Annotated in this window: 10 protein-coding genes and 1 pseudogene; 2 read left to right on the top strand and 9 right to left on the bottom strand. The window is 39.8% G+C overall.

The features are described from left to right. Positions 1 to 585: 585 nt before the first annotated feature. The 5 genes from sbcB to mukF all read right to left on the bottom strand — a co-directional run bounded on the left by sbcB (position 586) and on the right by mukF (position 9,829). Entirely contained in the window at positions 586 to 2,007 is a 1,422-nt protein-coding gene (sbcB, locus tag BKK47_RS09175) for an exodeoxyribonuclease I (protein ID WP_077494555.1), read from the bottom strand. 12 nt (positions 2,008 to 2,019) lie between these two features. Next, positions 2,020 to 2,895 carry a hypothetical protein gene (locus tag BKK47_RS09170; RefSeq protein ID WP_077494554.1) on the bottom strand — a complete coding sequence of 292 codons (876 nt, stop codon included), beginning with the start codon at positions 2,893 to 2,895 and terminating at the stop codon, positions 2,020 to 2,022. 256 nt (positions 2,896 to 3,151) lie between these two features. Continuing rightward, positions 3,152 to 7,669 (bottom strand): chromosome partition protein MukB, encoded by a 4,518-nt coding sequence (gene mukB / locus BKK47_RS09165; protein WP_077494553.1) that lies wholly within the window; start codon positions 7,667 to 7,669, stop codon positions 3,152 to 3,154. After that, positions 7,669 to 8,427 carry a chromosome partition protein MukE gene (gene mukE / locus BKK47_RS09160; protein WP_077494552.1) on the bottom strand — a complete coding sequence of 253 codons (759 nt, stop codon included), beginning with the start codon at positions 8,425 to 8,427 and terminating at the stop codon, positions 7,669 to 7,671. The genes mukB and mukE overlap by 1 nt, the downstream gene beginning before the upstream one ends. A 67-nt stretch (positions 8,428 to 8,494) precedes the next feature. Then, positions 8,495 to 9,829: a chromosome partition protein MukF gene (gene mukF / locus BKK47_RS09155; RefSeq protein WP_077494551.1), complete on the bottom strand. Its 1,335-nt coding sequence runs from the start codon at positions 9,827 to 9,829 to the stop codon at positions 8,495 to 8,497. Positions 9,830 to 9,978: 149 nt separating this feature from the next. Here mukF and ttcA point away from each other — a divergent pair, with 149 nt between their 5' ends. Next, on the top strand, positions 9,979 to 10,911 hold the full coding sequence (gene ttcA / locus BKK47_RS09150; protein WP_077494550.1) for a tRNA 2-thiocytidine(32) synthetase TtcA: 933 nt from the start codon (positions 9,979 to 9,981) through the stop codon (positions 10,909 to 10,911). Position 10,912: 1 nt separating this feature from the next. Further along, positions 10,913 to 11,242: a TusE/DsrC/DsvC family sulfur relay protein gene (locus BKK47_RS09145; protein ID WP_077494549.1), complete on the top strand. Its 330-nt coding sequence runs from the start codon at positions 10,913 to 10,915 to the stop codon at positions 11,240 to 11,242. 73 nt (positions 11,243 to 11,315) lie between these two features. Here the strand turns inward: BKK47_RS09145 and BKK47_RS09140 are convergent, their stop codons facing one another. The 4 genes and pseudogenes from BKK47_RS09140 to BKK47_RS09125 all read right to left on the bottom strand — a co-directional run bounded on the left by BKK47_RS09140 (position 11,316) and on the right by BKK47_RS09125 (position 16,613). Then, positions 11,316 to 12,314 carry a hypothetical protein gene (locus BKK47_RS09140; RefSeq protein ID WP_077494548.1) on the bottom strand — a complete coding sequence of 333 codons (999 nt, stop codon included), beginning with the start codon at positions 12,312 to 12,314 and terminating at the stop codon, positions 11,316 to 11,318. Positions 12,315 to 12,317: 3 nt separating this feature from the next. After that, a pseudogene (locus BKK47_RS09135) lies at positions 12,318 to 15,068 on the bottom strand (toxin VasX); the annotation flags it as partial. 153 nt (positions 15,069 to 15,221) lie between these two features. Then, the gene (locus BKK47_RS09130; protein WP_077494546.1) at positions 15,222 to 15,725 is read right to left on the bottom strand and encodes a hypothetical protein; all 504 of its coding nucleotides are present in this window, start codon (positions 15,723 to 15,725) and stop codon (positions 15,222 to 15,224) included. 51 nt (positions 15,726 to 15,776) lie between these two features. After that, on the bottom strand, positions 15,777 to 16,613 hold the full coding sequence (locus tag BKK47_RS09125) for a DUF4123 domain-containing protein (RefSeq protein WP_158074762.1): 837 nt from the start codon (positions 16,611 to 16,613) through the stop codon (positions 15,777 to 15,779). Positions 16,614 to 16,765: the final 152 nt, after the last annotated feature.

Below are 16,765 nucleotides of genomic sequence, written 5' to 3'. Positions count from 1 at the left end.
AATTATTCTCATTTATAATGCTGATTTGAAATATAACAAATTAACACCTTAATGTTTATATTACTTTGAAACCGATTTTACCTAAATTGAGTTTAGTCATCCGTAAATCTATTCAATAAAACTAACCATTATTTTCTTAAAACTCAAAATTAAATCTATCTAATTTTTCTTAATTTTCTTAAATAAATAGAGTAGAAAAACAAGCGCTCAAAAGTGACGCAACCTCACGCATAATTTAACATAATATACATTATGCGAAATTAGTGATAAGGTAAGTAAAAACTACGGATTAAGAAAATCACAGAGTTACACACAGGTCACAAATACTAGTTAAACTAGACAAATAAAGAGATTCTTACGCCTTGTAACGGGGTTTTGAGGTGTTTTATTGAATGATTGAAGTTGATTGTCAGGTTTTTGTCAAGGCAGGCGTGTCAGATATTTATAAAATTATTACATGATGCGGATTTGTCGTAATGAGGCATAAATTTTTTATAGGGCTTATTTAGAACTTAAAAAAACAAAAGCACATTCATTTCTGAATATGCTTTAATTTTAAAAAGCCTATTGTGACACGGTCATTAATTATTCAAACAATTTCACGCCATATTCATAAACTTGCTGCAGTAAAAATAGTTTTTCAGGGTTATCGGCATTTTCATCAGCAAGCTGTTTTAAACTACTCTCAAAATCAACCGCACTTTGCTGTAATTTGCGTTGACAATATTTCTGCCATTTAATTTGCTCTGCCCGCGTCAGCATTTTATAAAAATGTCGTGCACGATAATGAAATAATAAATCCGGTATGCGTTTATCTTCAAAGGCTAAACCATGTTCAACCAATTTTTCTGCCGGTAATTGGCGTAAAATAGCCATATTATTTTTATCTGCATTACTGAAGAAACCATTATAAAGCTCAGTTTCAACATTATCACTTTGCTCAAATTGACGTTCTTTGCTAAATATATCGACGACTTTTTCACGAATATCAAAGGAAGCACGCAATTTAGCTAAATTTTCTAAACATAATTGGCGATCTATACCTAAACGTTCAGAATTTTCCGGTAACAAGGTTTTAGCGGGCGCAAGGATGGGACATTTATTAATATGCACGAGTTTTAATGGCACGGATGGCACTTCCCTTTCATCCAGTTCGGTTTTTTTAGTGTATAAATCAGCCCGTAATTCATCCGCATTTTTTGCTAATAAATTATCAATATCACCAGTTAAATCGCATACAATTACAGCATTTTGATTGGAAGGATGCCAAGCTAAAGGCGCGATCCACGTGCAATTACCACGATAATTTCCAAGCATACCCGAAACATGAACCAACGGTGTCATTTCTGCCGTATCAATGAGTTTTTCTACTTCCCTTTTGCCACGATTTTCAAAGAAATATTGGAATAATTTAGGCTGTTTTTCTTTAATTAATTTTGCCATTGCGATGGTTGCATAAACATCAGCCATGGCATCATGCGCATTCTCGTGTTCAATTCCATTCGCTTTGGTAAGCTTTTCTAATTTAAAACTAGGTATTCCGTTTTCATCAAACAGCCAATTTATTCCATCGGGGCGTAATGCGTAACAAGCACGTACTAAATCCAATAAATCCCAACGGGAGTTGCCATTTTTCCAACTATATTCATAAGGATCGATAAAATTGCGATAAAAAGTATAACGCGTCATTTCATCATCAAAACGAATGTTGTTGTAGCCCATTACACAGGTATTGGGTTGAGAAAATTCGGCTAAGATTTTTTCGGCAAATTCAGGCTCAGGAATCCCCCTTTCGTTACATTCTTGAGGTGTGATACCCGTCACCATCACCGCTTCCGGAGAAGGCAAATAGTCGTTTGTTTGCTTACAATAAAGCATTATAGGTTCGCCGATGATATTAAAATCAGCATCTGTACGAATACCGGCAAACTGGGCCGGACGATCTTTAGATGGGCTGATCCCAAAACTCTCATAGTCATAAATAAAGAAGGTAATGTTATTTGACATGATATTTCTCTTTTATGCCCAAATTTTATCTAAATAATATAAACAAAAGATAGCTGTTAAACTAAAGATGATACCCAGCCAGTTAATTTTACTGATCTTTTCTTTAAATGCTAAGGCACCGGTAATAGTACCAAGGCAAATTACACCAATATTCATACCGGCAAAAACTAACGTTGGGTTACTACCAAAACTCTGATGTGCTTTAATATAAAAGAGAATATTAAAGAAATTTAGCACACCTAAAATCACGCCTCCGATGAAACTAGGCACAGTCCATTGAGTACGTTTTAGCAATAAGTAGATAAACATCACGCAGGTGGCAAGAGAAAACGAAATAAATAATGTGGCTGAAAATGCCCCACCACTTTTTGCGACCTGTTTGAATAAAATATCAATAATGCCATAGCCAAACCATACACAGACTAACCCGAAAATGCCCTTAAAATTGACCGCACTTTGTTCTCTGTTTGGTTTCGTCACTAAACAAAACAGACCAATAAATGCCAAGAGAATCCCGACTATTTTTGATTGGCTCAATGTTTCGTGGAAAATTAAAAATGCGGCTAAAATCGGCAAAAATAATGAGAGGCGTTGTGCTGCGTCAGAGCGAATAATACCGGCAAATTCCACGGCTTTCGACATAATAATAAACACGCTCGGCAATAATAACCCCAGTGCGAAGAAAATGGGTGCACTACCACTTTGTGCAATGTAATCCGTAAATTCCAGCCCCTTGAAATCCGGTTTTAACAAAAAATAGCTCAACGACAAGGCAACAATATAGTTAAAAGCAATAGCTTGCTCTACGATGATATTTTTCTTGCGTGCAATTTTGAGTAAAACAGAAACAGACACACTGAATAAAATAGCGAGTATGAGATTGTACATTTTGTTCCCTGACTAGTACTTGATTAAAAATTAATAATTTTTCAGAAGAAATGGATATTTTCAAAAAAAAGTGCGACCAAAAACACCGGTATTATATGTAGGGACACACTGCGTGTGTCCGTTATAAAATCAAATCATTTCAATATGTTAAAATTCGGACACACGCAGTGTGTCCCTACAACTTAACCAAAAAACAGATTTGTGCAACTGCTACATAATACCGAAAAACAGGCTCATTTTTAACCGCACTTCTCCTCTATTCCGTTGCACCAAATCCCCGTAACCCAACCACGTGGACATGTTCTTGGTTACCTGCGATTTTACGTACCAGTTTATAAGTTGTACCTTTTTCCGGACTGATATTTTCCGGTGCGGCGATGAGGAGTTGCATATCCAATCGTTCACACAATTCAAATAACGTGGAAATAGATTTACCATCAAGACGAGCCGCTTCATCAAGGAAAAGTAAACGACAAGGCACAATATCCTTGCCGCGAATCCGGCGACTTTCTTCTTCCCAGCTTTGTACGACCATTAGCAAAATCGACATCCCTGTACCGATAGCTTCACCGGTCGATAAGGCACCGCTTTCTGCGCGTAACCAGCCGTCCGCACCACGGAAAACTTCTACTTCCAATTCAAGATAATTGCGATAATCCAATAATTCTTCGCCGATAGTTTGCGCCGTGCGTTGTCCCATATCAATGTGCGGATTAATGCGTTGATAGAGTTTCGCCATGGCTTCTGAGAAAGTAATGCGGTTGTCATTAAATAAATCTTGATATTCATCTTGCTGACCTGAAAGAGCGTCAAGCAACATCGCATGGGTATCACGAATATTTACCACTAAACGAACGGATTTTACCTGACCGAAAGCAATATTTTGTAGCCCCTGATTCAACATACGAATGCGGTTCTGTTCACGTTGAATGGTTTTCCGCATAATATTTGCCACACTTTCAGAGCTAATAGCCAGTTTTTTCTCACGGCTGGTAAGCTCGGCCGTTAAGCGGGAAAGTTCGATTTCCATTTGTTCAATGGCATCAATCGGATCATCGGTTTTAATAATGTCTTGGCGAATACGTTCACGTAAATGTTGATATACCGCAATAAAGAAGCGCACTTTGTTTTCCGGTTTACGGCTATCTTCCGAGGCACGTAAACTATCGCGTAAATATTCGTTATCTGTCACAGCGGTACGTAGTGCCCCCAATGCTTTATCCGACATTGAGCGAAGTTCATCAGCAGATAAATAAGCCAGTTCACGACGGTTTAAGCGTTTTTCCACATCGGAATGACGGGATAAACGTAGCACAACACACCAACTTACTTTGGCAGCAACAATCAATTCTCGCTGGGTTTTGTAATCACGTTCAGCCTTGCGAATACGGCGGTTAAGATTTTCTGCTTCACTTTCAATTAACGTGAGTTGTTTTTCTACATAAGAACGTCTTTGACGATTGGTTGAAAGCTGTTGATGTAACTCATCACGGCGAATACGTGCCCGCTCTTCCGCTCCTTCATCGGCACGCACACCCAACTCATCAATTTCACTAATGAGTTCTTTTAATAGCTGATTTTTACTGTCATAAGAACTTTGTAATCCAATGAAAACCTGATTATATTGTGCAAATTGCGTTTGTTTTTGACGAAGCTGTTCCCGTTGTACATCACGTTGGGTTTGCATTTGTTCTAAACGTTGGCGAAGTTGCTCGTTCAATTCCGAGGTTTCTGTCTGAACCCGATCTTCATAAGCAAAATGATGTTTACGCTGTACCACATCGGCTAATGCAAAAACACGTTGTTGCACTTGTTTTTGACGTTCAATGGCTTGCGTTAATTCGTTTTTTAACGCGTCATAATGTTCTGGATCGCTTTGCAGCGTGTTAGCTATCGGTTCTAGTTGTGACAACGTAGTGCCATATTGACGAATAAATAATTCGTCTTGCTCCGCTATATCTAATTGTTCGCGGCATTCCTCAATACGACCAACTAAATCTTCATCTGTCAATACATTTAATTGTGGAATTAATTTATTAAGCAACTGCATTTTTTCTTTTGCGTTGTCTAATTGAATACGTAATTGCTGCTCACCGCTACTAAATTGATTTAATTCACGATCAATTTCATTACGTTCACGGTTGATTTCCGCCATTAACTCTTCTGGGTTTGGTTGGAATGCAAGAGCTAGATGTAAACCGACAAATTGGCTGAAATGTTCGTGTAAACGTTGGCATTTTTGCACATCAAAGGCAATTTGTGCGTGATCTTCCGCAATTTCATCACGTTGAACTTGCAATTCTTCCAAACGTTTTTCACGGGCTGCACGACCAAATAATGGGATTTCCGGAAATTTAGAATAACGCAATTCACGTTCAGATACTTGCACAACTACGCCAAGCTCAAGCTCTTGTGCGGATAGTACACTGTCATCGAAAGCAGTCGGATCACCTTCAATTACATAAAGATCATCCGGACAATCATCAAGTTTATCTAATTGTTCCCTTACGGTATTTAAATCTCGAACCACAATAGCATGTCGTGCCGGGCCGTAAAGTGCGGAAAAATATGGTGCGTCTTCAATCGACACATCATCATAAAGTTCGGAAAGCAATACCCCGCCGAAACGTTCTGCAAGCGTATTCAAACGCATATCTTCAGAACCGTCAGGCTGGCTTAAACGGGAAATTTGCTCGTCTAATTGTTGGCGTTTCTGTTCAAGTTGATCACGCAGTATCGTCAATTCGCGTTCTTTCACGAGTTGCGCCTGCATAAAATTCATCACATCCTGACTATGTTGAAAGGTCTCGCCACTCTGCTCTTCCAAACGTTCCAATGCTGCCTGAGCTGTTAGCCAAGCCGGCGCTTTACGTGCATTTTCATCATAAAGTGCGGTTAAATTTTCACGTTTTTGGCGAAGTGTTGAACGTGTTTCCAGTTGTTCGGAAAGTTCGACAGAAATGTTTTCGATCAATGCCTCTTGCTCTGCGTGATAATCTTCCAATTCATCTGCGGTTTCTAAATGTAAGTTTGCGCGTTGATTAAAATCATTCAATAATCTGACCGCACTTTGTTGTTGGGCGTAACGTTGCTCCAGTTCGTGCAATTTGGCACGAAGTTGCGGAGTTTGTTGTGCTTGTAATTTTTGACTTGGGTATTCACGTAATAATTCCTTTGCGCTTTCCCAAGCGGCAGAACGGGGAATATCGCCAGCAATTTTACGGACTAATTGGTAAGCCTTATCAAATTGGGATTTTGCCGCTTCAGAAATAGACATTTTATGTTCTAATTCCAATACCGTTTCCGTCAAGCTTTCCGCATGTGCTTCAAATTCTGCGTGGTAATCAGAAACATTTTTCACATTCAGATCGGCTAAACCGCATAGGGCTTTTGCCTTTTCTAAAGCCGCAATAGCCTGTTGATATTGTAAAGCCCGTGTTTGTTGGGCGTCCAATGCCTGTTGATAGTCGGCAAGTTGAGAACGTACTTCATCGATTTCGATTTCACTTTGTTCAAACAATGCTTGGCTTTCTTCAAGTTGCTCATTGGCAGTTTCCACTACTATTTTTTGTTCTTTCAAACGTTCGGAAAGCTCTGCAACATCTTCTTGATAACGAGATATTTTTTCTTGATGACGAAGTGCATTTAACACCAGATTTAAGTGATCCTGCGCGCTTTGGTGATCCACTTCCAACGTACGTTCATTTTCCGCCAGCTCGGCAACTTCTCGGCTTAAATCAATTAAACGGTGTTGTGATAAATCCTGCTCCGTCTTGGCTTTATACCATTCACGACGAAACGCGAGTGCCGCTTCAATATTACCACGGCGTTCGTTGGCATTACGCATATAATCTGATGCCACATAATTGGTGGTTTCGGTAATTAAATGTTTGAATAAATCACGATCGGATTGAGTAACTTTAATGGCTTCCAAGGTCATACGGTTTTCACGCAACGCACTTTCCATATCTTGGAAGGCTTTGCGTACCCCTAAATTCTCCGGCAATAAATAATCACGCAAAGAACGAGTGATCGCACTTGAAATACCACCGTACAAAGACGCTTCGATAAGTTTATAGAATTTGCTGCGATCCGAGGCGGAACGTAAACGTTTTGGGATAATGCCCAAATCAAACATCATTCCGTGATAATCGGTGATGGAATGATATTGTTTAAACTGAGCGCCTAAATTCTCAATTTTATCTTTGAGTTCGTTTAAATTCAGCACACGTGCTTGACGCTCCCCCACGGTTTCTGTGAAAAGTGCGGTCGGACTTTGTGATAATTCCACACCTTGAAGGGAGAAGGTTTTTAAATCGACTTTTTTATCACGTCCGGCGACCTGCTGCAAACGAACCCCGACAAGAACACGCTGATGACGGGAATTAATAGTATCCAATACGGCGTAACAAACGCCCGGGCGTAATTTCCCATGTAAACCTTTATCACGTGATCCGCCCGTTGAGCCGGCTTCTGTTGTGTTACGGAAATGAAGTAATGTTAAATCCGGAATGAGCGCAGTAACAAACCCTGCCATCGTGGTTGATTTCCCCGCCCCATTACCACCGGAAAGCGTAGTAACTAATTCATCCAAATCAAACGTACGGGCAAAAAAGCCGTTCCAGTTGATTAATGTTAGAGAGCGAAATTTGCCCCGTTCGACAGCATGATTGATGACCGGTGCAACAAGCTGGCTTTCTGCCGTATGTTCAATGTCTTGCGCGTGTGATTCGTCCTGCACAATATCATTTTTTAATTCTAATACATCAGACATTATTCTTGCTCTCCTACATCATCAAATTCTGCTTCAATTTCAACCGCACTTTCTTCGTCGATTTCCTCAACATTATGTTCCGTATTCGCCAATGCTTGTTTTTCCAGTTGTAAAGACTGCGGAGTGGCGGCTTCCCCATCACGAATTAAGCGGGCTTGGGCTTCTAGCGGATCATCTCCGGAACGCACTTCCGCTCCGAAACGGAAAACGGATTCGGAAATAGTAAATTTGCCGCTATTTTGTTCGCCTACCGTATGAATCATTCCCAAACGGCGCAAACGACCAATTGCCGCACGCACTTTTTCAGCTAATTTTTGTTTATCCAAGTCGGAACCACTGGAGCGCTGATTCACCGCTTTTAGCAATTTGTCTCCGTCAGCTAAATTGAGTAATTCATCATAAACTTCTTGTGTGCTAAAAATCCCCTGCTGTGCCAAACGCTCCGGACTTAAATAGAGATAGCAAAGCACTTTTCCCACTAACATTTCCAATTCGGAAAGTACCGAACGGGCAATTAAGGTCGTAGCCTTAGGACGTAAATAGAAAAAGCCTTCAGGCGCACGAATCAGCTCCACATTATAGCGGCGATAAAAACCGTCTAACTCGTTTTGGAAATCCATTAAAAAGGCGTGATTATCAAGTTGTTCTGTGCTGATATGGCGACCTGAACGCAAAAGGCTATCCACCATAGGAAATAACGGATTCGCAATTGCCGTTGCAAGTTTTGGGGAAATTACATCTTGAAGATTATCTGTCATGGTTTATTTCTCTTACTCTATATCCTGTCCCAAGGATGATTAAATCTCTTTTAAAATTGACCGCACTTTAATACTTATCAATCACGTGAGCCTGTACCTCTGCACCCTGCTCATTAATTTCTTTCCAAATCGGATAAACGCCTGATAAATCGTCGTTCGCTATTCCTAAACGCACCGCCTGATCGACAATAATACGCGCCACATCAAAATGGCGGGAAAGCGGATAGCTATCAAGTTGTTCTTTGAGTACCTCGCTCAAATCTATCGGACGATTATTTTCACGGTATTGAATCAGCAGGTTTTGCATATGATCAACAATCTGATCATGTAAATCAGATAAGGATTCGTATTGCAATGCCTCAGGCAATTCGCCGAGCGCATCATCCTCACGTAATACCATTTCTTCATCACGTAAATCAACAAGGCGATCCGCTTGTGCCGTCCATAAAAACCAAGGATGATCAAAATAATGATGAATAGAATGACGCAAGCGTTGTGAAAATACTCGGTTTTTATCCATATCGATGGCAGTACGGATAAATTTATGTACATGGCGATCATAGCCAATCCATAAATCAATCGCTTGCTGTCCCCAACTGATAATACGGTCAAGTTTGGATTGAAGATCCGTGATGAGTTGGTCGATAAAATACAGCTCCTCACGCCCTATGACAGAGTCCTGAATCCGTAGTAATTGTGCCTGCAATTTATCGCCTGCGGCATTTAAGGTATCTTGTAATTCACGTAAATTGCCTGATGTTTCATCCAACAAACGTTCACAGCTTGAAATTGCGGCTTGCCAATCCTTGCTTAACAGTTCGGCAATTTCTTCTTTAATACTTTGTTGATTTTCATCCATGATACGCTGTGAAAGATCAATACTGTCAAAAATTTCTGCGACGGAATATTTCAACGGCGCAAAAACATTTTTACGCCAATAATGTTCACTTTCATTATTTTGAGCCCCTTCCTCTGCGGAATTTGATGCCCGTTGTATTTCATCTGCAACAATGGAAAGTTGCACGGAAAGCCGCAAAGTAGAAAATTCACGCTGGCGGATATAATAATCGGATACGCCCACGCCAAGTGGTGTAAGACGATAAATAGCTAAACCTTCGGTAAACTCGCTACTAAAACGATTTAATAAACGTTGTTTGACCAGCTCATTGATGGCGTTATTGGCTCGAGTGGCAATCGCATCGGTAGATTGATCAAACGCATTAATGGTATGGCGAAAGATATCCACGAGATCAGCTTCTAACATCTCGCCGTCTAATCGTTCATTATTATAAATTGCAATCGCCAACAGAAATACCAAACGCTCGGTGGGTAAATTCAGTGAAAACTCGCGTTCTTTTGCCCAAGAGACGAGTTCGGGAATGGTTTGTGAAGTCTCAATCATTGAAATGACAGCGCGTTAAAATTGAACAAAAAATTGGGGCAATTATACAGGAATTTTTGCAGATCTTAAAAATCTTCTTTTGAATTGACCGCACTTTTACCATTTTTCACGTATAATGTGCCCTTTTCATAATTAAGCCAAAAAACAGAATGAGCGAATTAACCCAACAAGAAAAAAAACAAAGCTATAATTTTAATAAATTACAGAAGCGCCTACGCCGCAACGTGGGAAATGCGATTGCGGATTTCGGTATGATAGAAGACGGCGACAAGGTGATGGTGTGTTTATCCGGTGGAAAAGACAGCTATACGCTTTTAGATATTTTGTTAAATTTACAGCAAAGTGCTCCCGTTAAGTTTGATATTGTGGCAGTGAACCTTGATCAAAAACAACCGGGCTTTCCGGAACATGTTTTGCCAACTTATTTAGAAAGTATTGGTGTAAATTACAAAATCGTGCAAGAAAACACCTACGGTATTGTAAAAGAAAAAATTCCAGAAGGTAAAACCACTTGTTCGCTCTGCTCTCGCCTACGTCGTGGCATTTTATATCGTACCGCAACGGAATTAGGCGCAACAAAAATCGCCCTCGGTCATCACCGCGATGATATGTTGGCTACGCTCTTTTTAAATATGTTTTACGGCGGAAAATTAAAATCTATGCCACCAAAATTAATTTCAGATGATGGAAAACAAATCGTCATTCGCCCGTTGGCTTACTGTAAAGAAAAAGATATTGAGAAATATGCGATTGCAAAAAAATTTCCAATTATTCCTTGTAATTTATGCGGCTCTCAACCGAATTTACAACGCCAAGTGGTAAAAGAAATGCTTAATACTTGGGATCGCCAATATCCGGGGCGTTTAGAAACTATGTTCAGCGCAATGCAAAACATCACGTTGTCACATTTATGTGATCCGAAACTCTTTGATTTTAAAGGTATTCAACACGGACAATCATTAGACGGTATTGAAGGCGACATGGCATTTGATGAAGAACGAATCGAACCGATGCAATTTGATAATGAAGAATCTATTGATTTTTCTGATCAAGAAATGATTAGTTTTAAAGAAGTAAAATAAAATGATTGAAGTGCAAGGAAACCAAATTAAAACCGATTCATCAGGCTACCTCACCAATCTTGCCGATTGGAATGAAGAAGTTGCCAAAGCCATCGCACAAGAGGAAAACATTGAACTTTCTCCAGCTCATTGGGAAGTAATTTATTTTGTGCGGAATTTTTATCAAGAATACAACACATCTCCCGCTATCCGTATGCTGGTAAAAGCGATGGCTGAAAAATTGGGTGAAGATAAAGGAAACAGCCGTTATTTGCAACGTTTATTCCCTGAAGGCCCGGCAAAACAAGCCACAAAATTAGCCGGCTTGCCAAAACCGGCAAAATGCTTATAACTCTTTGATTAGCTTAATTGGGTAATTGTGCTGTCTTATTTTTAAAATAGCCCGAAAGTGCGGTCAATTTTCACTAAATTTTATTATCCATTTTTAATTCAGCCAGTTGTTGATTAACACTCTGCTGTTGGCGTTGTACGGCTTCAAACCAGTGTTTTTTACTGTTTTCGGTGCGTTTTTTCCACACTTTTAATTCCTCATCAATTTGTTTGTCCGCCAACTTTTGGTTAAAAGGCATTCGGAAAAGACTGCCCACGTTAAACAGGAAAATTAACGGGTTTAGCCATGGGAGTTTATAGCAACGCCCGACATATTTTAGGCTGGCGGGATTGTCTTCACGCACAAAATCCCGAATGGCACGTAAAAGATAACGGTTATGCTCAAGGCTTGGGTTGGGATAACAACCGTACATTAAAAACGGTAATTGTCCTGCTTTATTGGGAATGCCGATTTGTAAAGAATAACGTCCCGTTAAACTAAAAGGATACAGTCCGTAAAGGTTATATACGATACCGCTTAACGGATCGCCCTCTTCCGGTATGAATGCCAGCCAATATTCTTTGCCCATATGTTGTTGGTAAATCACTTTTTTCTTACGGTTGATCCGAATACCACGAGGGCGTGGCGGGAACAGAATGCAAAGGAGCAATAACGGCCAGATAATATGAAAAATAGGGCGAATTAAACGTAAGCTGTCTTTATCTAAATACTTTTGCCTATATACCTCATAGTCATCTAATTTCACATTTGGGTATTTTCTTTTGAAACCTTCTCTAGACATTACACTAAGTTCTATATCATATATTTTTTTTATGCTCTTATCTGGATTAAAAGCCCATTCAAAATCATATTTAATCGCCTTGATTTGATTATCAAAGGGTCTAACTCCGTGTTGAAAATCAATAAAGGCAATCACGCCTAAAATCCCTAAAAAAATCAGACGAATCATCCCTCTGGGAAAGGCATCTAAAATTAAATGACGGATTTCCAATTCATCGGGATTCACCCGACGCACGGAATAGCCCAAGGTGTAAGTGCGGTAAAAATGCAGCCATTTTTCAAGAAGTTTCATGGTTTATCCTTTAAAGTTAAATTCCGTGTTCTTTGAATATTTTCGATATGCACTGCCCTGATAAGTAGGTATTGACACACTCATTGATAAATAATTGATTACGTTATAATTAAATTGCACCGGTGTCGGGAAATAATAGTGATTTGCCCATAACTTACCGATGATTTGTTGTTGCGGAATCACAATTTTTGCCACTCCTTGGGTTTCAAAAAACACCTGATAAGTTAAGTCTTTCTCTTCAACTTGATATTCCTCATAGGGTTGCTCATAATAATTTTTCGGCGTTGTCGGGCGACGTACCGTAATCGGGCTTTCAATCCTGATTTTATCCGCATCCGCTTGGCTATAAATGCCTTTATAGTTCACGAAAAAGAGAAATTGATTGTCATCATGTACTTCAATTTCACTGGAAAAACTAAAGTAACGCTGTATTTCAATTTGATAATACTTGCTTACAGATTTACTCGTAGTAAAAAGAGAGTCTTCAAGCTGCTTATCAAAATTACTTAATCTCTCTTTTCCTTCCCACTCATAAGCTCTTACTTCTCCCCCCCAATACTGCTCACTTCCGCCCCAAAATCCATTATCCACCCAAGTGACAATATCCGGTTGTTTGAAAAAGTCGGTGATGATACCCGCCACTAAAATCACTGAACCGGCAGCCAGCCCCACATAACCAAATCTGACCAGCCATTGCATATTGGTGGTGGCTTTGGCGACACCGATTAAACCGATTGAGGTACTGGACAGTAAAGTACCCGAACCCCGCATAATTGCGGCATACATGCCCACGGTATCCCCTTTGTAATAGGCTTCGTAGCCGTAACCGATTTCAATCACTACGGCTAACCCCGCCAATGCCGTGTTCATACTGATAAAGGCGGCTTTTAAATGGCTGAGAAAATGCGGTTTGGTTTCGGCGAGTAATAATTTTCCCACTCTTGAGAAGGTGGCTTCTTGTTGGATTTCATTTGCGGCCCGTTCAATGGTTTTTTCTAAATAACTTTTCGGTGCGTTTAAGCCGGCAAACAGGGTCAGCATTCCCACCGTCGGGTCGTTGGAAAAGCGCCCTAAGGCGGTGGTGGCGCTGTTGCTTTGCCAGATATAACCGAATATCACCGAGTAGCCCAACATTTTTTGTAAGCCGGCAAGTTGCCCTCTCGGATTGAGTACCCGATAACCCTCTTCGTGGATTTTTAATGTCGGCGCACCGTCCAAGTGGTAGAACGGGTGCGATTTGGGATTGGGTTTACGGGGAGAAGGATAACGGGATTTAATGCGAATGTCGCGATTTATTATCTCGTTTTGTTTGATTTCCGCTTGTTTGGTAAAGGGGTTAATTTCATAAATTCGGTGGATATTTTTGACCGCCCTTACCACTTCGTTTTGTTGGCGTGATTTGGTATATTTTGCCGTTCGGGTATAGAGTTTGTCGGCAATCAACGACACTAGAAAATCAAATTTTACTACTTCAAAATGGCTGGTATCCGCAATGCTGACACTACCGGCAATAATCGGATAAACGGACATCGAGAGAACGGGGTGAAGCTGTTCTACCGTGGCTTTATCTAAGGTTTGCGACTGGGGCGGTAATGTAAAGTCATCACGATAAATCGCTTCTAATAAGGTGTTGTAACCGTAAGTCGATAAATCAACACCCCAAAGCAAGCCGTGTAGATAAAGACTATAACTGCCGATAATTGCGGCAACGGTCGGGGCATGTTGGGATGATTGGAGTAATGATGTCCAGTCTGCTAATTTCTCTTTTTGTGACAGTATGTGGGCTAAATGGACGCTGACGAGATGCTTAAAATGTTCACCGTAAAGCGTGGGGAGTTTCGCCATTTTTTCGACGGCATTAATACCGCTAGGAAGTGCGGTTAAATTTAGCGCGTTTTTTAAGGTTTCAAAAATGTCTTGATGACTTTGCGCCTTCAAATGGATGTCTTTTACCTTTAATTCTCGATAAATTTGTGCTGTTTGTTTGACGGTTGGCGTGTACCATGCTGCATTGCCGCTGAGATTGGCAATATCCCGTTCATCGATTTGCGCCATACGTTGCTTATGGACTTCCGCCTGAATCAGTTGCGCCGTGCTAATCGCATAGTCGTATTGATGTAAGATGGCTTTGCGTTCTTCATCCAAATAAACGTGATAGGCGGCAAGGTCACGTGCCGTGCCAATTTCATCTGCCAATTCAATAATAAAGGCTTTTCCGTAGTGTCTTTCTAATCGAGCTAATAATTCGGCAAACTCCCGTCTATACCCTATCGGCGTATAGCAGATTAAATTATTTTCATGATTAAGTTGGTTGTCCGGTGTGTTATGGAAATCTTTGACGGCTTCCGCTACTTCAATTAAAGGTGTGCAGCCGGTATCCGGCGCACCAAGCACGACATGGCGCATCCAACGTTTACGCATTGCGGGGTCGTCAATTAATTTTTGTAAAAAAACCGCCGGCAAAAAAATATCGCTATACATAATATCGATATGGTTTATGCCTGCCGGCAAATGAATATAAGGCAACGCCATGCCAAAACGGGCTTGTTCTTGGCAAATCTTATTCTCGTAAAAATGATATTGGGTGAAAGAAAAATCCGCACTTGTCTCTCTGACCCCTTCTAACTCTGCGACATCCGGTGAATTGTATTTATAAATATACCAAGCATACATGTCTGATTTTGCACTGTTTTTTTCCTCCGGTGCTACGTCTAAAGCAAGAATATAGACGTAGCCCGAACGTAATAGACGACGTTCATAATCTTGCTGCCATTCGGTTAAATCACAAAGCGGCTTGCTATCGGTTCGACATGCTTTTAAACGTTCCCAAGGCTAACCGTACAGGATAAACCAATGTGCCTTCTTGACATGTTTTGATAACCGAAAGTGAATCATTGGCTGTTGCCATTATTCTTTTTCCCTTTTTACAAATTGGTTATATAACACCGCCACTTGTTCTTCTCTTGAGTAATGTTGATTTTCTAATTGATGTTCCAATTGTTCGAATTGATCTAGTTGAGTAATCATTGTTGCAGAAATTTTAGCCACAACATACAGGCTGACACTTTTTCCCGTAGGATAATTTTTCTCGAATGCCTCATCAAGATAAGTGAAAATAGTTCTATGGGGAAAGTTTGGATCTTTTTCCCAAAGAGAGGCATTTTCAGTAATGATCTCAGTAAAAGTTTTCTCTCTTTTTCTCAGCCATTTTTGTCTTTTTAACCCATCAAATTCGTATTTTGTCAATTTTATTGGCGATGGAATGGTATCTTCAGGTAAGGTTTTTAATTGATAATAATAAAATGAATCATCAAAACCTGAACCGAATGCGTATATTATACGTTTGCCGTCACCAAAAAATTTACTTAATTTACTAGGGATTACAGCGATGGTTTCTAAATAATCACGCAATACCCTCGGATCATAAAAACGGAAGAAAAACCATTTTCCATTTTCATCCTGCTACATAGCAAAATGGCGTAAATGCTGATATACCCTTTCAAAATCATAATAGGAATGAATGAAAATACCTTGTTCATCATCCCAGTTATATTTTGTAAAAATTTCATGCTTTCGGGTAAAAAATCCGGCGACATTATCATTTCTTTGCAATTCCGGAAAAACTTCAATCAAATAAGGACCTATTTTTTGAGTCTTCTCCCCAAATTCACCTTGAAACAAATTTCTCGCATTGTTTGGTAAACTCTCCGGTTCAAAATATTTTACTTTGTTCGAATCAAGCACAATATAGGTTTTTAATGGTGGTAACGATTCACCAAATAATTGTTTATCCCTTTCTTGTTGTGCTGAATCGACGATAGGTTTTCTGAACACCGGTTCAACAAAATCATCGGCAGATTGCTCAAATAAATTGGGCTGAATGGGTTCGTTCTGCCAAAGTAATTTTAAAATTTCATCCGGTGCAATTTTTTCCGGGTGGCAATCCATTTGTAGTGGCTCAAGTGGAACAATACCATAAATTTTATGCCGGAGTAGGTAGTCTGTTTTTTCCGGTGGGTCTGTACTTGCCATCTTCTCAATTTCAATCACTTTCACTTCATTTTCAAATAATTGCTGTGCGTAATGAAGCAAGCCTAACCGCCCATGGCGTTGAAAAAATAATGTGAGGGGAATAGGTGCAAGATGAGGATGGCAAATGATGCGATGTTTTTGTAAAAACGACTCTATTCTACTTTCAAAATCGGCTCGACTTTCTGCAAATGTTAGCAAAGCAACAAAAGTTTCCATTTGTTGTGGTGACTGAATGTAAGCGGTTGAAATCCAAACTGAACTATTCATCATAATCCCTGTTTATAAAGCATTAAAATCTAATTGTATTAGGTCATTCCAAAATCAGCTGATTTAATTGATTAACTTAAAAATCCAGCGCCATATTATATAGCGTTTTAAGCTATTAAACTTGGCTTTATTTGTTTTTCATTATAATAGCT

The sequence above is a fragment of the Rodentibacter mrazii genome, assembly GCF_001998825.1.
Classification (GTDB): Bacteria; Pseudomonadota; Gammaproteobacteria; order Enterobacterales; family Pasteurellaceae; genus Rodentibacter; species Rodentibacter mrazii.
Note: the sequence above shows the minus strand (reverse complement) of the source record. Positions and strands in the feature narration are given on the sequence as shown.